The following is a 21280-nucleotide window of genomic DNA, read 5'->3' as shown; positions in this document are numbered from 1 at the left end:
GCCGTTACTCGTGGCTCTTGCCCTGGCCGAGAAGGTTGTTGACGAAATCGGGCAGGCCGCGCGCATGGCCGGTATCGACCTCGACGACCGTGCTCATGCCGACGCGAAGCGGCGGCTTGCCTTCGGCATCATCGATGCTGACGCGCATCGGTATGCGCTGCACGACCTTCACCCAGTTGCCGGTCGTATTTTGCGCCGGCAGCAGCGAGAAGGAGGAGCCGGAAGCCGGGCTGATGCTCTCGACCTTGCCCTTCCACATCACGCCCGGATAGGTATCGACGTAAATGTCGACCGGTTGGCCGGGCTTGACGTAGGTAAGCTCGGTTTCCTTCGGGCTTGCGGCAATCCAAAGATGCGAGGTCGAAACCAGCGAGAAAGCCTGCTGCGAAGCCTGCAGGTAGGAGCCGACCTGCAAGGCGTTTACGTTGGTGACGATACCATCGAAAGGCGCCTTGACGACGCTGTGGTCGAGCTCGCGCTCAGCGTTGTCGACCTGCGACTTGGCCTGCAGGTAGAGCGGGTTTTCCTCGACCGGCTGGTCGGCGCTGCCGCCGAGCTGGGCGAGCGTCGTTGCGGCTTCCGCCTTGGCGACCGAAACCTTCTGCTGCGCGGCTTCGAGATTGTGCTTGGCTTCGTCATAGGCCGATTGCGTCGCGCTGCCGTTGTTGACGAGGCTCTGCTGTCGGTCGAACTGATCCTGGTAATAGGGCAGATCGGCTTCGGCCTGGGTGATCTCGGCAAGCGACTGCTGGTAGCTGGCCTTGAGGTTCATGATCTGGTTTCGCTGCGCGCCGAGCTGGGCCCTGGCGCCGTCAAGCGCGATCCTGAAGGCGTCGGACTGCAGGCTGAAAAGCACCTGCCCCGCCTTGACCTGCTCGTTCTCATGCACGTTGATCTGCGCGACGATGCCCGAAACATCGGTCGTGATGCCCACCATGTCCGCCTGGATATAGGCGTTGTCGGTCGACATGACCTGGCCGCCATTGACGTAATAATAGCCGCCGACGACGAGCGCCACGGGCAGCAGGGCAAAGAGGACAGGGCGGGTGAAGCTGCGCCGGCGGCGGACCTTGTTGCCGCCAGGCGCAGCCACCGCGGCAGCCGCGGGCGCTGAACTGGATGAAGGCGCCTCAGCCACCGTTTCCGGTTGTTGCGGGATCTCTTTTTCGTCGGCAGGATTCTTGGCATTCGCGTCGGACACGACGCGCAAGGGGGATTTGTCAGCCATGTTTCGTCTCATTCTCGGCGACCGGGGTCCGGCAAGCCTGCACCAGGTTCGTCTTCATTACGGATAGGGTGTGGAAAAGCCGGTCGCGCTCTTCGGGGGTTACGCCTTCCAATGCCTCGCCGCGCGTCACGTCGCCGAGCTCGCGCATTTCGGCGAGGATCGGATGGGCGGCCTCACGCATGTAGAGCAGCCAGATACGCCGGTCGGTGGGGTGCTGGCGGCGCTCGATCAGGCCGCGCTCTGCAAGCTTGTCGAGAATGCGCACCAGCGTGATCGGCTCGATTTCCAGGATTTCGGCAAGTCCGCTCTGATGGATGCCCTCATTATTGGCGAGATAGGCGAGCGTCTGCCACTGAGACCGTGTCAGCCCAAGGTCCTTTGCCCGCTGCTCGAACCGCTTGCGCAGCAGGCGGGCGACGTCGTGCAGAAGAAAACCGAGTGTTGGAGTGTTGGTCATATACCTTCGCCGGCTAGTAATAAGCATCCTTATGATGTTGATAGATATATTGAGCATGTGCAATGCACAAGGATGCAACCGCAAGATTCCGCACCTGCGACCAAAATGCCGCAGTCCGCGGTTAGGCGGAGCTTTCGATCCGGCCTCCTGCGAACGTCCGGGCAGCGACAGAAACCGCTCTCGGCAACGTGATGGAGCGATATCGGCGGAAATGCCGGGGTTTGCGGAACTGCAAATCGGGGCGGTCAATTGGCATTTGCAATTTTCGGATTCTCCCGTTTATAGTCTGCCTTCATAGGGTTACGGAGATCGCGATTTTCTCCCTCCGGTTGATTTCGAGGTGCCGGCTTGCACCTGTCATCTCCCGGCAGCCACGCATGGGTAGAATTCGGACTTAGGACGAAGGCTCATGCTTTCGTTCCAGCAGGCATGGACAGCTTTTCTCAGGCATAGGTTCAGGCGGCTGCATTCGGCCGCCCGCAAGGGGGACCGGAATGGCTTATTCGCTTCGACACGCATTGACACTCGGCTGCTTGGCCGCTTTCCTGCCGCTTATCGCTGAGGCGCAGCAGGCGCCTGCTCCCCCGCCCGTCACTGTCGCCAAACCCGTCGTGCGCGACGTGGTCGACAGCGACGAGTTCATCGGCCGCTTCGAACCCGTCGACGAGGTTTCGGTACGGTCGCGCGTCGGCGGCTATCTGCAGGAAATCGACTTCACTGACGGTGCGCTGGTGAAGAAAGGCGACCGCCTCTTCGTTATCGATCAAAGGCCGTTCGTCACCGCGCTCAATCAGGCCAATGCCGCGCTTGAAGCAGCGAAGTCGGCACTGGTCTTTGCCGATGCGCAGTATAAACGTGCGCAGTCGCTTGCTTCGAGCGGCAGCCAGTCGGCACAGACGCTGGACGACCGCCGCCGCGAATTCGATTCGGCCCAGGCCAATGTCCGCGGCGCACAGGCCGCCGCCGACCGCGCGGCCCTCGACATGGAATATACGGAGATCACCGCCCCCCTCAGCGGCCGCATCGACCGCCGCCTGATCTCCGCCGGCAATCTGGTACAGACCGACCAGACCGTGCTGACCACGATCGTTTCGCTCGACCCGATCGACTTTTATTTCGACGTCGACGAGCGCCGGCTGCTGAACTTCGCCGAGACGGCGCGCAAGCTCGGCAAGGACCTGCAGCAGGGCGGCGGCGGACTGGATGTCGTGGTCACGATCTCCGATCCCAATGCCAAGCCGTTCAAGGGCAAACTCGACTTCGCAGAAAACCGGATCGACAACGAAAGCGGCACCATCCGCCTGCGCGCACGTTTCCCCAACCCCGATCTCGTCCTCCAGCCCGGTCTTTTCGGCCGCATTCAGATCGAGGCCTCCAATACCTACCAGGCCATCCTTGTTCCCGACGAGGCAATCGGCTCGGACCAGAATGAACGCGTCGTTTACGTCGTTGGCGCTGACGGCACGGTATCGACCAAGCCGGTCCGGCCCGGTCCGCGGCTCTACGGCTACCGCGTCATCCGCGAAGGTCTGGACGGCACCGAGACGATCGTCGTCAACGGCCTGATCCGCGCCCGGCCCGGCTCAAAGGTCACGCCGCAGATGAGCGAGCTGCCGCAGCAGCGTACCGATGCCCCGCCCGAAACCGCCGGTGCGGAGAGCAGCCAATGAGATTTGCCCATTTCTTCGTAGACCGGCCGATCTTTGCGGCCGTCATCTCGATCCTTCTCCTCGTCGTCGGCAGCATTGCCTATACGCAATTGCCGGTATCGCAATATCCCGAGATCGCCCCGCCGACCATCGTCGTGCGCACCTCCTATCCCGGCGCCGACCCGCAGACGATCGCCGATACGGTTTCGACCCCGCTCGAACAGCAGATCAACGGCGTCGAAGACATGCTTTACATGTCTTCCTATTCGAGCGCCGACGGCGCCATGTCGCTGACGATCACCTTCAAGCTCGGTACCGATCTCGACAAGGTCCAGGTTCTTGTCCAGAACCGCGTGTCCATCGCCCTTCCCCGCCTTCCCGAAGAGGTCCAGCGCCTTGGCGTGACCACCGACAAGAGTTCGCCCGACCTGATGATGGTCGTGCATCTGCTCTCGCCGTCGCACCGTTACGATCAGCTCTACGTCTCCAACTATGCGCGCAACCGCATCCGCGACGTGCTCGTGCGCCTTGACGGCGTCGGCGACGTCCAGCTTTTCGGCGAACGCCAATATTCGATGCGTATCTGGCTGGATCCGGAAAAGCTTTCCGCCTACGGAATGACGTCCGATGACGTCGTTGCCGCGCTGAGGGACCAGAACGTTCAGGTGTCCGGGGGCAAGATCGGCGCCCCGCCCGTGACCGGACCGAACGCCTTCGAATATACGGTGCGAACGGACGGACGCTTCTCGGACGTGCGCCAGTTCCGCTATGTCATCGTCAAATCGACGGCCAGCGGCCGGCTTGTGTCCCTGCAGGATGTCGCCCGTATCGAGCTTGGCGCTCAGGACTACGTCACCAACAGCTATCTCAACAACGACCCGGCGGTTGCCCTCGGCATCTTCGCCCGACCGGGAACCAACGCACTGGATACCGCCCATCAGGTCCAGGCGATCATGAAGGATCTCTCCCAGAATTTCCCCCAGGGTCTGGAATACCGCATCGTCTACGATACGACCGAATTCATCTCGGATTCGATCAGCGAGGTCTACAGGACGATCGCCGAAGCGGCGATCCTGGTGGCCATCGTCGTGCTCGTCTTCCTGCAATCGTGGCGAACGGCAATCATTCCGATCGTCGCCATTCCGGTATCGCTGATCGGCACCTTTGCGGTCCTGCTGGCCTTCGGCTTCTCGCTCAATATGCTGACCCTCTTCGGCCTCGTCCTTGCGATCGGTATCGTCGTCGACGACGCCATCGTGGTTGTCGAGAATGTCGAGCGAAACCTGGCGCGCGGCATGTCGCCCAAGGAAGCCTCGCATGTCACGATGGACGAAGTCGGAACCGCAGTCGTCGCCATCTCGCTGGTGCTGATTGCGGTATTCGTGCCGACGGCCTTCATTCCCGGCATTTCCGGCCAGTTCTACCGACAGTTTGCGGTGACGATCTCAGTCACCACCGCAATTTCCGCGTTGAATTCGCTGACGCTTTCGCCCGCCCTCGCCGGTATTCTCTTGAAAACGCACGATCACGAGAGCAAGCCCAGGAACATCTTCTCGCAGTTGGGAAGCGGCCTTGCGAACGGCTTCAACCGCGGCTTCGACCGGATGAGCTCTGGCTATTCGTGGATCGTCCGGCATCTGGTCAGCAGCTGGATCGGATTGACCTGCTCGCTGCTCGCTTTTGCCGGCCTGCTCGGCGCGACCTGGTACATGGGCCAGAAAGTCCCCTCCGGCTTCATCCCCACCATGGACCAGGGCTACGCGATCATCGTCATCCAGCTGCCGGACGGTGCCTCGCTTGCGCGCACCGATGCCGTCGTCAAACAGGTCGGCGACATCGCCCGTACCGTACCGGGCGTCGGCAATGCCGTGCAATTTGCCGGCTTCAGCGGCGCGACCTTCACCAATGCTTCGAATGCCGGCGTCGTCTTCGTGCCGTTCAAATCCTTCGCCGAACGTGAAGAGGGCGGCGAGACGGCAAACAAGATCATCGGCGAGCTTTACGGCAAGCTGCAGAGCATCCAGGAAGCCTTCATCATTGCCATCCCGCCGCCGTCCGTTCGCGGCGTCGGCAATTCCGGCGGTTTCAAGATGCAGATTTCCGATCTTGAAAACGCCGATATGACGCGTGTCCTGGGCCTTGCCCGCCAGATGATGGGTGCCGCGGCCACGACGCCGGGCCTCACCGGCGTCTTCACGACATTCTCGGACGCCAGCCCGCAATATTTCCTGGCGATCGATCGCGACAAGGCGCGTTTCCTGAACGTGCCGATCCCCAACATCTTCAACGCGCTCTCCATCAATCTGGGTGTCGCCTATGTGAACGATTTCAACGCGTTCGGCCGCGTCTACCAGGTCCGCGCCCAGGCCGACCGGCAATACCGCATGGACAGGGACGACATCCTTGCCCTGAAGGTAAGATCGGCAACCGGCGCGCTGGTGCCCCTCGGCACGCTGATGGACATCAGGGATGCAAGCGGCCCGGCGCTCGTCCAGCGCTACAACATGTATGTCTCGGTACCGCTTCAGGGCAACCCGACGCCCGGCACCTCGACCGGCGACGCCATCAAGAAGATGGAGGACCTTGCGGCGCAGATCCTGCCGCCGGGAACGACCTTCGAGTGGACGGAACTTGCCTATCAGGAAACCCACACCGGCAATACCGCCATCTATATCTTCGCCCTGTCGGTGATCTTCGTCTTCCTTGCGCTTGCGGCGCAATATGAAAGCTGGGTCCTGCCGCTGGCGATCATCCTCATCGTTCCGCTCGCCGTCCTGGCCGCGCTGATCGGCGTATCGCTGAGGGGAATGGATAACAACGTCCTCACGCAGATCGGCCTGATCGTGCTGATCGGCCTTGCGGCCAAGAACGCCATTCTGATCGTCGAGTTTGCAAGGCAGGCGGAGGAAGAAGGCAAAAGCGTCGTCGATGCCGCCATCGAGGCCAGCCATCTGCGCCTGCGCCCGATCCTGATGACGGCCTTCGCCTTCATTTTCGGCGTCCTGCCGCTGGCCATCGCCACCGGCCCCGGTGCCGAAATGCGCCAGTCGCTCGGCACGGCCGTATTCTCGGGCATGCTGGGCGTGACGATCTTCGGCCTGTTCCTGACGCCGGTCTTCTACGTCGTGTTGCGACGCTGGCGCAAAAAGCCGGCGGAAGTGCCGGCTCAGGTCGATGCGGAGGAGAACGCTGCCTGAGCAGGCATCAGGTGGAGAAAAGGTAGACCTGTCCCTGCCAGAAGCGGGCGACGGAGAGCCTGCCGCTCCTGAAAGCGCGGGTATCGAGATTGAGCCGCATCGGCTGCACGTCCGGCTGGTCGCCGGGCGTATGGCCATGCACGATGAGCTTCGGCAGCGGCAGCGGGCTTTCCAGAAACCGCTGGCGGATGAAGGCCATGTCATCGTCGGCCTGCTCTTCGAGCGGCACACGCGGGTCGATGCCGGCATGCACGAAGACGACATTGGGCGTGTCGAGCATGATCGGCAGGGAGCGGATGAAATCGATATGGGTATGCGGCAGCGACTGGCGGATGAAGGCGTCGAGCTGCGCACCGGAGCGGAAGACGAGCGGCAGGTGATCGGGATCGAGACCATAGGATCGCAGAAGCTCGGCGGCCCCCATGGTCATCCAGTCGTCGTAGGAGGCCCAGCCGTCGATATAGTCGAGCATGACGATCTCATGGTTGCCGGCAAGGCAGATGCGCTCGAAACCTTCGGGCGCCGGGTCCATGAGGTGGCTGAGGACATGGGCCGATTGCGGGCCGCGATCGATGTAATCGCCGAGCATGACGATGAGTTTCTTGCCCGGCAGGTGCTCGGCATCGCGTACGATCGCCTCCTCCGCTTTCTGCAGCAGATCGAGACGCCCATGCACGTCGCCGATGGCGTAAGTCGGGATATCCGCTATATCCATGCTCACGCGCGGGCGCGGCTGACGTCCAGCCTTCGAACCCTCGCGGCTTCGTGCAAGAGAATCGCTCATCATCATTCCTGATCGGTTGGCTGTCCCTTAACCATACGTAGAGCATACGGCAAGGCGATCAAGCTGGTAAGAAAATTCGACAGGCCGGGCTTTTGTGGAAAAACCGGCCTTACGCAAGCCGATGCAATCGCGCACTTTTTTAGCACTGGGAAAGAGTGGCAGATGGGCACGATATCGCAATTGCACGACAATGTGCGCCCTCCGGCGCACCGCATCGAGACCGAGGAGGAAGCCGTTTCCACAGCCCGCGAGCTTGCCGCCGTCTTTCGCCGGCAGGCTAACGAGCGCGACATCAACCGCCTCATGCCGAACGGCGAGCTCGACATCCTCTCCCAATCCGGCCTGACGGCGATAACCGTGCCTCCGGAATATCAGGGCCTCGACATTTCCAATGCCCTGCTTGCCGAGATCGTCGCCATCATTGCCGAAAGCGATGCTTCAATAGGCGATGTTCTGGCAGCACATTTCCGCGTGCTGGAGGGGCTGCGCAACCAGTCTTCGGAAGCGCTGAAGATTGCCCTTTATGAGCGCGCCCTGGATGGCGACCGTTTCGCCCCTGCCCGTTTTGCCGATCAGGCGGTCCTCGTGGCCGAAGGCTCCGGTTTTCGCCTGACGGGCCGTTCGGACCAGGCGCCGGCCGTTCTTTTTTCCGACCGGATCGCTGCGGCAGCGGTCGATCCCGCCGGCCGCAGGGTCGTGATGCACCTTCAGCGTGACAGCGAAGACCTGCAGGCGGTGGACGACTGGGATGCCTTCGGCCTGCGCACCAACGGCACGGCAACGCTGATTGCCGGCAAACTGCACGTGAATGCCGACAGCATCACGCTCGCCTCATCCGGCGACCATGCGACGGAAAAATCGCTCGGCCTGCTGCTGCAGGCGGCCGTCGGCCTCGGTATTGCCCGCGCCGCCTTCGCCGATCTGCTTGCCATGGCAAGAGGACCCTCTGCTCCCGCCGGCAAAATCGGCGAGCGCGCCATCCGCATCGAAACCGCGACCGGCGCGCTGGAGCAGGCGGGCCGCAAACTGGATATCGCCCAGGTAAGCCCCGCCGAGGCAGCCATGGCGGAAGCCTGGTTCTCCGCCTTATCCGCCTGCCTTGCGGCAACCGAGGTGGCGCTGGACACGGCAAACGCTCTCTTCGAACTTGCCCGCGGCGCAACCGGCAGCATCGCGCTCAACCTCGACCGTCACTGGCGCAACGCTCGCATCCACGGCATGGCGATCGAGCGCGAGCCGCTGTTGAGCGCAGCCGGCGCGCATAGTCTGAAAGTCAGGGAAAGCTGACGAGTTCCGGCAAGACGGTGCTGCGATTGCGCGCCCGGAATTGCCCGAAGACAAACAGAATGCGGATCAGCTCGCGGCGGAGACCGGGAGCTTCTCCTCGACCTTCTCGAGGCCGCCGCCGGCAACGAACTGCTCGAGCGTCATATTGTCGAGAATGGCGGCGATCGCGTCCCGGACTTCGGTCATCGAGCGCCGCACCTGACAGGTCTCGGGATCGGCGCAGTCGTCACAGGCCTCGTAGGCCGTACGGCTCGCACATCGGATCGGCGCCAGCGGCCCGTCCAGCGTGCGGATGACGTGACCGATGCGGATCTCCGAGGCGGGCCGCGAGAGCGAATAGCCGCCGCCCGGCCCCTTCTTCGATCGCAGGATGCCGACATTGCGCAGTTCGAGCAGGATCGTATCCAGGAATTTCTTCGGGATATTGTTGCGCGAGGCGATATCGTTGATGAAGGCGGTCTCGCCCGGCGCCAGCCGCGCCAGATCGACAAGCGCCTTCAATCCGTATTTTCCCTTTTTCGTCAACATCTCTGGGTCGCCCTGCACTTCACGGCATTATGCTTCTGTAATAACAGGCAAATAGAGTCAAAACCATGAAGAGACAACAAAATAACCCGTTTTTATAGGTTATTTCGCCTATCTATGTTGCCGTAAAACCGCGCCTTCAAGTCCGGTGAGACCCAGCAAGATTGATGTGCCGGCCTCACCCCGGGCCGACACAGGAGCGACCGGAACGAACGCCTATACCGTTTTCAGCATGCCGCCATCGACGAAATAGGTAGAACCGATGCTGTAGCTCGCCCTGTCGGAGCAGAGGAAGACGAAGAAATTCGCAAGCTCCTCCGGCGTGCCGAACCGCTTGGAGGAGGCATGTTCATCCGCCACGCTCTGCAGGTAGCCCTCCCAGTCGCCGCCGGTTTCGGTCGTCAGCTGCTTGGCGGTCTTGATCCAGTCCGGCGTCAGGATAAGGCCGGGGTTGACGCAGTTGACGCGGATATTGTCCTTGACGAGCTCGGTGGAGAGCGCCTTGGAAAACATCATCAGCGCCGCCTTGGTGACATTGTAGATCGGCTCGTACCAGAGCGGCTGCACGGCGCAGATCGAGGCATTGTGGAGGATCACGCCGCCGCCGCGCTTCTTCATCTGCGGCGCGATCCCGCGGGCAAGGCGCACCGCCGCCATCACATGCAGGTCCCAATAGGCCTGCCATTTTTCGTCCGGCGCTTCCATGACCGTCTCGTTGGAGCCGGTGCCGGCATTGTTGATGAGAATATCCGCTCCGCCGCGTTCGGCCGCCGCCGCAATGATCGCTTCCGTGCCCTGGACGGTCGCAACATCGCTCTCGACGGCAATGGCGCTGACACCATATTTTTGGGCGATGCGTTGAGCCTCAGAATCGAGCCGCTCGCGCCCGTGCGCGGACAAGATAAGGTTGGTGCCCTCCGCCGCCAGCCCTTCCGCGATGGCAAGCCCGATACCGACGGAGCCGCCGGTAATGACGGCGGTCTTTCCCTTCAAACCAAGATCCATGAAATCCTCCCGAATGCGGCCGGCAGCTGCGGCCGATCCGCCAAGTCTTCCGACATTGGTTCTGGCCGTCAAGCCGTGGCGGAAAATCATCGGCATGAGCAGACGATCCCTCTTGCCGCAGGCTGCGATCTGTCGCATGCCTGCAGGCGATCGGAGGAGCTTTCATGCGTCTTTATTCAGCTTGCATCGAATGGTTGTTTGCCGAGGAAGGCGATCTCTTCGCCGACCGCATCCGCCGCGCCCATGCCGCCGGCCTCAAGGCCATCGAGTTCTGGCGCTGGACAGACAAGGACCTCGACGCGATCGAGGCCGCATTGAAGGAAACCGGCCTCAATGTGACGAGCCTCGTCGCCGAGCCGATGATCGCATTGACCGATGCCGCCAACCGCCAGACCTGGCTGAGCGGTCTTGCCGATTCCGTCGCCGTCGCAAAGCGCCTGGGCGCACCTGTGCTGATCGCGCAGGCAGGCAACGATCTCGACGGCTTCACCCGGGACGAACAGCGCAAGGCGCTGACCGAAACGCTGCGCGCCGGCGCCGACATCCTCAAGGGCAGCGGCGTGCGCCTCGGCGTCGAACCGCTCAACATCCGCATCGACCATGTCGGCTATTTCCTCGATTCCACCCGCGAAGGACTGGATATCGTCGATGACGTCGCCCGCCCGGAAATCGGCATCGTCTACGACATCTACCATTCCGCCGTCATGGACGAGCGTACCGAAGACGTTCTGGCCGGGCGCATCGACCGCCTGTTCCACGTCCATGTGGCGGATCATCCCGGCCGTAACGAACCCGGCACCGGCGCCATCGATCTCGCCCGCCGCCTCAACTGGATTTACGCCAATGGCTATGCGGGCGCGGTGGGCCTGGAATACAAGCCGACGACACCGGGCGCCGACGCCGTCAAGGCAGCGATCGCAACGATGGGCTGACGCTCTCCGGTCGAGGCTGCGGCCCGGTCACTCGACAAGCGCGCCGCCGGTTTGCCCCTGCCTGATCGGATCGGCGGCAGCCGGCACCTTGCACGGGCCGGCGGACCGGCGCTCGACGATGCGTGAGGCAATCATCACGCGCCGGGCCGGCATGCCGGGCAGACGCGGATTTTCAATGCGCTCCAGGAGCAGCCGCAGGCCGACAGCCCCACCCTCCTGCCCTTCCATCTTCACCGTCGTCAGCGGCGGTGAAATCTGCGTGGCCGGCGAGAAATCGCCGAAGCCCACCACCGAGACATCGTCGGGAATGCGGTATCCCTGCCCCAGCAGTTCGGAAACCACCGTCAGCGCCAGTCCGTCATGGGCACAGAAGAAGGCCGTCGGGTGAATGCCCCTTGCCTTGAGGTCGCGGAAGGCCTCGCCGAAGCCGATCTGCTCGTCGAAGCGCAGCACATGCAGAGAAACGTCCTCGCAGCGTTCGGCAATCTCCCGCGCCCCGTAGAAGCGCTCGCGCCGGCCTCGGAAACCGGGCGTGCCGTTGACATAGCAGATCGACCGATGGCCGAGTTCGATCAGATATTGCAGCACCGCCTGACCCGCCTCATGGTCGGTTCCCGTCACCTGATCGGCCTGCTCCAGAGGATCGACCCAGCCGAAACGCACGATCGGCACGCCGGTCGCCGTGGCCGCCACGATCGCCTCCCGGTCGTGCGGGCCGACGAGCAGCAGCCCGGCGCAGGAACGCGCCAGTTCCTCGAGCTGGCCGGCACTGTGGGTCCAACGGATGCGCAGCGCCATGCCCAGTTTGTGCGCCTCGCGCTGCACGCCATTCTGGATCTGCATGTAAAGTTCGCTGTTGACGGCATCGAGATCATGGAAAACGACGGCGATGTCGTTCGTCTGCGATTGGCCGGCAGGGCGCGTATAGCCGAGCCGCTCGGCAGCGGCGCGGATCAGCGCGCGCGTCTCCTCGCTGACGCCGCTCTTGCCCGCCAGCGAGCGCGAGACCGCATATTTCGAAAGGCCGACCTCTCGCGCGATCGTCTGTAAGGTTACTCGACCCCTGCTTCCCACATTCCACCTCGTATCCCCTGGCATTCGGAGCGCTTGGCTACACGTTCGCCGCCGGAATTGCAAATTCTTGCACTAACGGAACATAACGCTTTACCTAACAATATCCAAATGTATTCTTCCCGTTATCCCGGCCTGAAAGCAAAAACAACGACAAGGGCCGCGGATTTTTGGAGGAGAACCCTATGATCAAGCTGAAACGTCGTGCGTTTCTGGCCGGGACCTCGGCCGTTCTGCTTTTACCGGCGCTGCCGGCCCTTGCCGTCGATTACAAGGAAGCGGACATTCTGAAAGACAAGGTTGCAAGCGGCGCACTGCCGGCCCTGAAAGACCGGCTGCCGGAAAATCCGCTTGTCATCAAGCCGGTCGAAAGCGTCGGCAAATATGGCGGCGACTGGAACATGGCCCTCGTCGGCGGCGGCTCGCTGTCCATGCTGTTCCGCTACCAGGCCTATGAACCGTTGCTGCGCTATACGCCCGACTGGTCCGGCGTGACGCTGAACGTCGCCGAAGCCTTCGACGGCAATGCCGACTCCACCGAATATACGATCCGCCTGCGCAAGGGCATGAAGTGGTCGGACGGTCAGCCCTACACGACGGCGGACGTCAAATTCTGGTACGACACGATCCTGACCGACAAACGCGTCGCCGTTAACGGACAGGGCCACTGGAAGACGGCAGGCAAGCCGGCGAAGCTTGAAGTCATAGACGAACAGACCTTCAAAGTTATCTTTGCCAAACCTAACGGTATGTTCCCGCTTCAGGTAGCCTGGGCCAATAACGACCACACGACCCGCTGCCCCAAACATTACCTCGAGCAGTTCCATATCGATTATAATCCGAAGGCGGACGAGCTTGCCAAAGAGCGCGGCTTCGAAAGCTGGATTGCCGCCTTCCAGTCTGCCTCCGGTTTCCAGGACGACAACGCCTTCTTCCTGAACTCCTCGAAGAAACCCTGCCTGCATGCCTGGATGTTCACGACCGCACCCGGCGAGAATACGGAACGCGCAATTGCCGAACGCAACCCCTTCTACTGGAAGGTCGATACGGAAGGTAATCAGCTCCCCTATATGGACCGCATCGTCTACCAGATGGTCGCCGATCCGCAGGTGCTGCTCTTGAAGGCCATGCAGGGCGAAGTCGACCTGATGGACCAGTATATCGCCACGCCGAACAACAAGTCGGTGCTCTACGATGCGCGCGAGCAGGGCAAGTATGATTTCTACACGCTGACTTCGACCGAAGCCAATGTGATGAACTTCATCTTCAACCTGAACCACAACGACGAGACCAAACGAAAGCTCTTCCGCAACAAGGATTTCCGTGCGGCACTCTCCATGTCGCTCGATCGTCAGGCTCTGATCGATGCCGTTCTCGTCGGCCAGGGCGCTCCGGCCCAGCCCTCGATCAAGCAGGGCGATCCGCTCTACAACGAGCAACTCGCCACGCAATTCACGAGCTACGACGTCGACAAGGCGAATGCCATGCTCGACACGCTGATCCCGAAGCGCGACGACCAGAATTTCCGTCTGGACGAGAAGGGCCGCCGCCTGACGGTGATCTTCGAAATCGACCAGGCGCGCGCCGTCTTCCTCGATCTCTTCCAGCTGGTCATCCCGATGTTCCAGGCCGTCGGCATCGATGCGCAGATGCGCACCATGGACCGTTCGCTCTGGGAGACCCGCGTCCGCCAGGGCCGCGACTTCGATGCGACGGCCCACCAGTTCGGCGCCAATGGCGGTGTCGCCGCCATGCTTGACCCGCGCTACTACGTGCCGACGGATTCGAACGCCATGTACGCCCCGGCCTGGCAGCTCTGGTATCTCGACCGCAACAATGCCAACGCCGAAGAGCCGCCGGAAGAAACGAAGAAGCAGCTCGAGCTTTACGACAAGCTGAAATCGACTTCCGACGCGGCCGGTCAGCAGGAGATCATGAAACAGATCCTGCAGGGTGCCGCCGACAACTTCTATGTCTTCGGCATTTCCCTGCCGCCGGATGGCTACGGCATCGTCAAGAACAACATGAAGAACATCACGAAGACCATGCCGAACTCCTTCGGCTGGCCGACACCCGCTCCCACCATGCCGGAGCAGTTCTACAAGGTCTGACGGCCTGCGACATCGACGATGATTTCCGGGCGTCGGCTCCACCGGTCGGCGCCACGGCCCTTCTTTTGCCAATGCCCTCTTTTGCCAATGATTGGATGAAGACGATGCTCGACGCCAGAAGACAGAATACCGACACGCTGCGCACGCCGGACTGGTTCAAGACCGCCACGCGCTGGACCCAGCTGACCTTCGTGGAGGACGACCCGGAAAAATACGATCCGGCCTTCTGGATTGACGTTTTCAAGCGCACGAAATCCAATGCCGTCTGCCTCAGCGCCGGCGGCTACATCGCCTATTATCCGAGCGAAGTGCCCTACCACTATGTAAGCAAATATCTGGGCGACAAGGATATTTTCGGCGCGCTCGTCGATGCCGCCCGCAAGCTCGACATGCATGTCATGGCGCGTGTCGATCCGCATGCGATCCACGACGATGCCGCCAAGGCGCATCCCGAATGGGTGATGGTCAATGCCGACGGCACGCCGCGCCGCCACTGGGCCTATCCCGATGTCTGGGTGACCAATGCCTATGGCGATTACAACACCGTCTTCATGCCGGAAGTGGTGAAGGAAATCGTCCGCAAATACGATATCGACGCGATCTTCGCCAATCGCTGGCAGGGTCACGGCGTCGATTACAGCGAAGACAGCGCCCGCCGCTTCAAGGACATGTTCGGCCACGCGCTGCCGACGAAACCGGATGCCGACGATCCGGCCTGGCAGGCCTGGGTGCAGTGGCGCCGCCGCGTGCTCACCGACATGATCGCCCAGTGGGACGATGCCGTCAAAGCGATCCGCCCGCATGCGAGCTTCATCCCGAACATGGGCGGCGCTTCGCTGATGGAATTCGACCTCTCGGTCATCGCCAAACATTGCCCCTTCCTCGTCGTCGACCATCAGGGCCGCAAGGGCCTGGAACTCGGCTGGTCGGCCGGCCGCAACGGCAAGCGCATCCGCGCTACCTTCCCCGACCGCCCGGTCGTGCTCATCACCTCGATCGGCCCGGAGGAGGAATACCGCTGGAAGGATGCCGTCACCTCCGGCGAGGAAATGCAGCTCTGGATCAATGACGGCACGGCCCACGGCCTCTATGCCTGGTTCACCAAGTTCAACGGCGTCGTGCCCGACAAGCGCTGGGTCGAACCGGTCGCCGATTCCTTCGCCCTGCAGGCCGCCGTCGAGCCTGTCCTTGAGAGCATGCATCCGACGGCCGAAATCGCCGTCATCGATCCCTCGACCACGCTCCGCCACTGGGCGCCGGAAGAACGCCACAGCGCCGAGAAGCACGACCTCGGCTTCTATCATGCCCTCATCGAGGCCCGCCTGCCCTTCGAGCTTCTTTCCGATCAGGTTCTGACGAAGGAAAATCTCGACCGCTTCAAGCTGATCATCCTCGCCAACGCTTCCTGCCTTTCGGATGCGCAGAACGAGGCGATCCGCGCCTATGTGAACCGCGGCGGCAGCGTCATTGCCTCCTACGAAACCTCGCTGCGCGACGAATTCGGCAAGAAGCGCAAGGAGTTCGGCCTCTCCGATGTACTCGGCGCCAAATTCGTCTCCGGCCCGCGCGGCATCGTCAAGAACACCTATGTGGCGCTTTCGGGCGATCATCCGATCAATCGGGGCTACGACGGTGCCGAGCGCATCATGGGCGGCACGCGCCTCATCCACGCCGATCCGACCGGCAACGCGACGACGCCCTTCCTCTACGTGCCTGATTTCCCGGACCTGCCGATGGAAGAGGTCTATCCGCGCAAGGCCCCGGAAGGCGCCGCCGTCATCGCCCGCGGAACCGGCAAGGGCGGCCGCACCGTCTACATTCCCTGGAACATCGGCGAAATCTTCTGGGAAGTCTTCGCGGTCGACCATGGCAAGCTGATCGCCAATGCCGTGCGCTGGGCGCTTGGCAAGACGCCGCGCGTCACCGTCGAGGGCCCCGGCGTTATCGATTTGGCGCTGCGCGAAAATGCCGGGGGCATCGCGCTCAGCCTCTTCAACCTCACCAATCCGATGATGATGAAAGGGCCGATACGCGAAAATTACCCTCTGGCGGCCCAGACGGTTTCGGTGGAAATTCCTGAGGGCAAGTCGGTGGCCAAGGCATGGCTCGTCGTTACCGACCGCGCCGCAAACTTCAGCGTCAAGGACGGCCGCGCACAGGTGGAGGTGCCCGATGTCGAACGGCTGGAGGTGTTGCACCTCACCTGGAAATGAGGTGCCCCCAGCGGCGGGGAAGACAAGGAGGAGCGTTTTCGGCCTGGAGGGGCCGAAAGCGGGTGGAGATCCGAAGGAAGCGCCTGGCCGGGCGCTCTCAACGGGAGGAGAAACATTCCGATGCTTGGCTATATTTTCAAGCGCGTGCTCTACATGATCCCGACCTTGATCGGCATGTCGCTGATCTCGTTCCTGATCATCCAGCTGCCGCCGGGTGACTACCTGACCTCTATGATCGCGACGATGAGCGACAGCGGTCAGGCCGTCGATCCCGCACAGATCGAGCGGCTGAAGGAGATCTACGGCTTCGACGACCCCTTCTACATCCAGTATCTCAAATGGATGTGGGGTATCGTCAGCCGCGGCGATTTCGGCTGGTCCTTCGAATGGAACCAGCCCGTTTCCGGCCTGATCTGGGCGCGCATGGGCTCGACGCTGGTCATCTCGCTCCTCAGCCTGCTCTTCGTCTGGATCGTCGCGCTGCCGATCGGCATCTATTCGGCCGTGCGCCGCCACTCCGTCGGCGACCACGTCTTCACCTTCTTCGGCTTCATTGGACTGGCCGTGCCGAACTTCATCCTGGCGCTGACGCTGATGTATATCGCCTACCGCTATCTCGGCCAGAGCGTCGGCGGCCTCAACTCGCCGGAATATGCCGAGGCACCCTGGAGCTTCGCCAAGGTCGGCGATTTCCTCGCCCATCTCTGGATCCCGATCATCATCATCGGCGCCTCGGGCACGGCTGCCCTCATCCGCATCCTGCGCGCCAACCTGACGGATGAACTGCACAAGCCCTATGTCATTACCGCGCGCGCCAAGGGCCTGCCGGAATACAAGGTGATCATGAAATATCCGGTGCGCATCGCGCTGAACCCCTTCGTCTCGGCGATCGGCTGGGTACTGCCGCATCTCGTCTCGGGTGTCACGATCACCGCAATCGTGCTGAACCTGCCGACTGCCGGACCGCTGCTCTTCCGCGCGCTGGTCTCGCAGGACATGTATCTCGCCGGCAGCTTTATCCTGCTTCTCTCGGCACTGACCCTCGTCGGCATGCTCCTGTCCGACCTACTGCTTGCGCTGCTCGATCCGCGCATCCGGTTCAATTGAGGAGGCGCCGATGACGCACGAAACCTTCGCACCCCATACCGGCCCCCTCAACGTCGTCGCAGACGGTCCCTCGATCAGCCCGCTGAAACAGGGCAAGACCGTCTCGATCGCCGCGATCGGCCCATGGCGGCTGATTGCCGGCAAGCTGATCCGCCAGAAGGTGGCGATGGTCGCCGGAGCGATCATCCTCTTCCTCTACCTCGTCGGCCTGTTCGCCGAGTTTCTGGCGCCGTCCCTGCCCGCGACCTCCAAGCCGCAATATACCTACGCGCCGCCGCAGGGTTTCAGCTTCTTCGTGGAAAAGCCTGACGGCAGCTCGGAGTTCAATTTCCATGTGAAGGGCTACAAGGTGGAGATCGACAAGGTGGCGCTGAGGCGCACCTTCGTGGTCGATGACACCAAGGTCGTGCCGATCGGCTTCTTCGTCAAAGGCCCGGCCTATCAGCTCTGGGGCCTGATCCCGATGACCACGCATTTCATCGGCCCGATCAATGCCAACGACCCCATGTACCTGCTCGGCGCCGACCGCCTCGGCCGTGACGTTCTGACCCGGCTGATCTACGGCACGCGTATCTCCATGTCGATCGGCCTCGTCGGCGTCGCCATGTCGCTCGTGCTCGGCGTCGTGCTCGGCTCCATCTCCGGCTTTTACGGCGGCTGGGTGGATACGCTGATCCAGCGCGTCATCGAAGTCGTCAGCGCCATGCCGACCATTCCGCTCTGGCTCGGCCTTGCGGCGGCGATCCCGCTGACATGGTCGCCGGTCAACGTCTATTTCGTCATCACCATCATCGTCTCGCTGCTTGGCTGGACAAGTCTGGCCCGCGAGGTGCGCGGCCGCTTTCTGGCGCTGCGCAGCGAGGATTTCGTCACTGCCGCAAAACTCGACGGCTCAAGCGAAGCACGGCTGATCTTCCGCCATATCCTGCCCTCGCTGACCAGCCATATCCTCGCCGTCGTCACCCTCGCGGTGCCGACGATGATCGTCGCCGAAACCTCGCTCTCCTTCCTCGGCATCGGCCTCAAGCCGCCGGTCGTCAGCTGGGGCGTGCTGCTGCAGGATGCCCAGAATATCCGCACGGTTGCGACCGCGCCCTGGCTGCTGATCTGGCCGTCGCTCGCGGTCGTCACGGCCGTCCTGTCCTTCAACTTCTTCGGCGACGGCTTGCGCGATGCGGCCGATCCCTATGACAACTGAGGAGGCAGCCATGACCGGTCTTCCCGATGACGTCGTCCTCTCGGTTGAAAATCTCTCGATCGACTTCCGCCTGCGCACGCATATCCTGCACGCCGTCGAGGATGTCAGCTTCCAGCTCAAGCGCGGCCAGACGCTTTGCCTCGTCGGCGAAAGCGGCTCCGGCAAGAGTGTCACCGCCCGCTCGCTGCTGCAGATCGTCGACAAGCCCGGCAGCATCGTCGGCGGCCGCATCCTGCTGCGCAACGGTAGCGAAGTCACCGATATTGCCACGCTCCCGCCCGGCAGCCGCGCCATGCGCGAGATCCGCGGCCGGCGCATCGGTCTCGTTTTCCAGGAGCCGATGAGTTCGCTCTCGCCGGTCCACACGATCGGCTCGCAGATCGTGGAAGCCATCCGCCTGCACAGCAATCTCGACAAGAAGGCCGCACGCGCCCGCATGGTCGACCTGCTGCGCCAGGTGGAAATCCCCAATCCCGACAAGATGGCCGACCGCTACACGTTCGAATTTTCCGGCGGCATGCGCCAGCGGGCCATGATCGCCATGGCGCTTGCCGGCAACCCGGATATCCTGATCGCCGACGAACCGACGACGGCACTCGACGTGACGACACAGGCCGAAATCCTCGACCTCATCAAGCGCCTGCAGGTCGAGCGCGGCATGGCGATGCTGCTGATTACCCATGATATGGGCGTGGTGGCCGAGGTGGCCGACGACGTCGCCGTCATGCGTTTCGGCCATATCGTCGAGCGCGGCCCGGTCGATGCGATCTACCATGCGGCCACCCATCCCTATACCCGCCAGCTTCTGGCCTCGACGGTGAAGCTCACCCATCACGTCGAAGGCAGGCCGTCAGCCGTCGCTTTGTCTTCGGATGCGCCGCAGCCGATCCTGTCCGTGCGCAATCTCAGCAAGACTTTCGGCTGGCACGGCAGTGCCAATACGCTGCGCGCCGTCGACGACGCCAATTTCGACCTCTACTCCGGCGAAAATCTCGGCATCGTCGGCGAAAGCGGTTCCGGCAAGACGACGCTCGGCCGCCTGATCCTGCGCACCGTCGAGCCGACGACCGGAACTGTCCTCTATCGCGGCAAGGATGGCGGCGAGACCGACGTCACCCGGCTCGGCAAGAAAGAGCTGCGCAACTTCCATCGTGAAGTCCGCCTCGTCTTCCAGGACCCCTTCGCCTCGCTGAACCCGCGCATGACCGTCAAGGAAGTGATTGGCGATCCGCTCATCGTCAACGGGCTTGCCAAAGGCAAGGCGCTGGAAGATCGCGTCGCCGAACTGATGCGCCTCGTCGGCCTCGATCCGATGGGCATGGAGCGCTATCCGCACGCCTTCTCCGGCGGCCAGCGCCAGCGCATCGGCATTGCCCGCGCCCTTGCGCTTGATCCGCGCATCATCATCGCCGATGAGGCAACCTCGGCGCTCGACGTCTCCATCCGCAGCCAGATCCTCGATCTGCTGCTCGATATCCGCCAGCGGCTGAACCTGAGCTTTATCTTCATTTCCCACGATATTTCCGTGGTACGCTATTTCTGTGATCGCGTGGCGGTCATGCATCGCGGCAAGATCGTCGAACTTGGCGAGGCCGAGCAGATCTGCACCGCGCCGCAGGAAGCCTATACGAAGAGCCTCATTTCAGCCGTTCCAAATCCCGACCCACGCGACAAACGCATGCTGCACCGGCATCGCTTCGTCGCTCCCGCCAATGCCTGAGGATGTTCCAGTGCCGAAATTTTCCGCCAATCTTTCCTTCCTCTATCAGGATCTAGCCTTCCTGGACCGCTTCGCCGCCGCCGCAAGGGACGGTTTCGGCGCGCTCGAATATCTCGGCCCCTATGCCGAGCCGAAAGAAAAGGTCGCCGCGGCGCTCCAGGCAAACGGCCTGAAACAGGCGCTTTTCAACGTGCCCTCGGGTGACTGGGCCGGCGGCGAACGCGGCATTGCCTGCCTGCCGGATCGCATCGAGGAATTCCGCAACGGCATCTCGCTGGCGCTCGATTATGCCAAGGCGCTCGCCTGCCCGCAGGTCAACGTCATCTCCGGCCTCGTGCCAAAGGGTGCCGATCTCGAAACGCTGGAAAAGGTGCTGGTGGAGAACCTGAAATATGCCGCCGCGCGCACGGCCGATGCCGGCGTAAAGCTGCTGATCGAGCCGATCAACCTGCGCGATATACCTGGCTTCTTCCTGTCGAGCACCGATCACGCCGAGCGCATCCTCGAAAAGGTCGGCTCCGACAATCTCTACATCCAGTATGATTTCTACCACATGCAGATCATGCAGGGCGACCTGATCCCGACCTTCACGCGGCTGAAAGACAGGATCGCCCATGTGCAGATCGCCGACAATCCCGGCCGCAACGAACCCGGCACGGGCGAGATCAACTACGGCTTCATCCTCTCCGAACTCGACCGCCTCGGCTATGACGGCTGGGTCGGCTGCGAATACAAGCCGAAGGCCGGCACCAGCGAGGGCCTTGGCTGGATGAAACCCTATCGGAAGTGAGCGTGA

The 21280-nt window shown here is 62.3% G+C and carries 16 protein-coding genes; 10 read left to right on the top strand and 6 right to left on the bottom strand.

Translation table 11 applies throughout. From position 1 onward, the window contains the following. Nucleotides 1–4 precede the first annotated feature (4 nt). Nucleotides 5–1228, bottom strand: coding sequence for an HlyD family secretion protein (locus ACU8HS_RS14385; RefSeq protein ID WP_447014609.1), 1224 nt, complete (start codon nt 1226–1228; stop codon nt 5–7). Then, nucleotides 1221–1685 carry a MarR family winged helix-turn-helix transcriptional regulator gene (locus ACU8HS_RS14380; RefSeq protein WP_112562889.1) on the bottom strand — a complete coding sequence of 155 codons (465 nt, stop codon included), beginning with the start codon at nt 1683–1685 and terminating at the stop codon, nt 1221–1223. The genes ACU8HS_RS14385 and ACU8HS_RS14380 overlap by 8 nt, the downstream gene beginning before the upstream one ends. A gap of 494 nt (nt 1686–2179) precedes the next feature. On the opposite strand from ACU8HS_RS14380, the gene ACU8HS_RS14375 reads away from it, so the two are divergent. Then, nucleotides 2180–3355 carry an efflux RND transporter periplasmic adaptor subunit gene (locus ACU8HS_RS14375; RefSeq protein ID WP_447014608.1) on the top strand — a complete coding sequence of 392 codons (1176 nt, stop codon included), beginning with the start codon at nt 2180–2182 and terminating at the stop codon, nt 3353–3355. Then, the gene (locus ACU8HS_RS14370) at nt 3352–6531 is read left to right on the top strand and encodes an efflux RND transporter permease subunit (protein ID WP_112562893.1); all 3180 of its coding nucleotides are present in this window, start codon (nt 3352–3354) and stop codon (nt 6529–6531) included. Before ACU8HS_RS14375 ends, ACU8HS_RS14370 begins: the two co-directional genes overlap by 4 nt. Before the next feature lie 7 nt (nt 6532–6538). Here ACU8HS_RS14370 and ACU8HS_RS14365 read toward each other — a convergent pair whose 3' ends face one another. Beyond that, nucleotides 6539–7315 (bottom strand): metallophosphoesterase, encoded by a 777-nt coding sequence (locus ACU8HS_RS14365; RefSeq protein WP_112563195.1) that lies wholly within the window; start codon nt 7313–7315, stop codon nt 6539–6541. Between the two features lie 162 nt (nt 7316–7477). Here ACU8HS_RS14365 and ACU8HS_RS14360 point away from each other — a divergent pair, with 162 nt between their 5' ends. Next, complete coding sequence (locus ACU8HS_RS14360; RefSeq protein ID WP_112562895.1) at nt 7478–8602, top strand: acyl-CoA dehydrogenase family protein; 1125 nt, start codon at nt 7478–7480, stop codon at nt 8600–8602. Between the two features lie 66 nt (nt 8603–8668). Here ACU8HS_RS14360 and ACU8HS_RS14355 read toward each other — a convergent pair whose 3' ends face one another. Then, nucleotides 8669–9130: an RrF2 family transcriptional regulator gene (locus ACU8HS_RS14355; RefSeq protein ID WP_112562897.1), complete on the bottom strand. Its 462-nt coding sequence runs from the start codon at nt 9128–9130 to the stop codon at nt 8669–8671. 213 nt (nt 9131–9343) lie between these two features. Continuing rightward, the gene (locus tag ACU8HS_RS14350; RefSeq protein ID WP_447014607.1) at nt 9344–10132 is read right to left on the bottom strand and encodes an SDR family NAD(P)-dependent oxidoreductase; all 789 of its coding nucleotides are present in this window, start codon (nt 10130–10132) and stop codon (nt 9344–9346) included. Between the two features lie 164 nt (nt 10133–10296). Here ACU8HS_RS14350 and ACU8HS_RS14345 point away from each other — a divergent pair, with 164 nt between their 5' ends. Beyond that, nucleotides 10297–11064 (top strand): TIM barrel protein, encoded by a 768-nt coding sequence (locus ACU8HS_RS14345; RefSeq protein WP_113413542.1) that lies wholly within the window; start codon nt 10297–10299, stop codon nt 11062–11064. Between the two features lie 27 nt (nt 11065–11091). On the opposite strand, the gene ACU8HS_RS14340 is transcribed toward ACU8HS_RS14345, so the two are convergent. Further along, nucleotides 11092–12138, bottom strand: a complete 1047-nt coding sequence (locus ACU8HS_RS14340; protein WP_112704697.1) for a LacI family DNA-binding transcriptional regulator — start codon at nt 12136–12138, stop codon at nt 11092–11094. A gap of 182 nt (nt 12139–12320) precedes the next feature. Between ACU8HS_RS14340 and ACU8HS_RS14335 the strand changes: the two genes are divergently transcribed. From ACU8HS_RS14335 to otnI, 6 genes are all read left to right on the top strand, one after another. Further along, nucleotides 12321–14246, top strand: coding sequence for an ABC transporter substrate-binding protein (locus ACU8HS_RS14335; RefSeq protein ID WP_112704698.1), 1926 nt, complete (start codon nt 12321–12323; stop codon nt 14244–14246). A 104-nt stretch (nt 14247–14350) separates the two neighbouring features. Next, entirely contained in the window at nt 14351–16459 is a 2109-nt protein-coding gene (locus ACU8HS_RS14330; protein WP_447014606.1) for a family 10 glycosylhydrolase, read from the top strand. Between the two features lie 120 nt (nt 16460–16579). Further along, on the top strand, nt 16580–17566 hold the full coding sequence (locus ACU8HS_RS14325; RefSeq protein ID WP_447014605.1) for an ABC transporter permease: 987 nt from the start codon (nt 16580–16582) through the stop codon (nt 17564–17566). Nucleotides 17567–17576: 10 nt separating this feature from the next. Continuing rightward, nucleotides 17577–18764 carry an ABC transporter permease gene (locus ACU8HS_RS14320; RefSeq protein WP_112755546.1) on the top strand — a complete coding sequence of 396 codons (1188 nt, stop codon included), beginning with the start codon at nt 17577–17579 and terminating at the stop codon, nt 18762–18764. Between the two features lie 10 nt (nt 18765–18774). Continuing rightward, the gene (locus ACU8HS_RS14315; protein WP_447014604.1) at nt 18775–20484 is read left to right on the top strand and encodes an ABC transporter ATP-binding protein; all 1710 of its coding nucleotides are present in this window, start codon (nt 18775–18777) and stop codon (nt 20482–20484) included. Nucleotides 20485–20494: 10 nt separating this feature from the next. Next, the gene (gene otnI, locus ACU8HS_RS14310) at nt 20495–21274 is read left to right on the top strand and encodes a 2-oxo-tetronate isomerase (protein WP_377311323.1); all 780 of its coding nucleotides are present in this window, start codon (nt 20495–20497) and stop codon (nt 21272–21274) included. Nucleotides 21275–21280 lie beyond the last annotated feature (6 nt).

This window comes from Rhizobium sp. KDH_Rht_773_N, from assembly GCF_052946295.1.
Note: the sequence above shows the minus strand (reverse complement) of the source record. Positions and strands in the feature narration are given on the sequence as shown.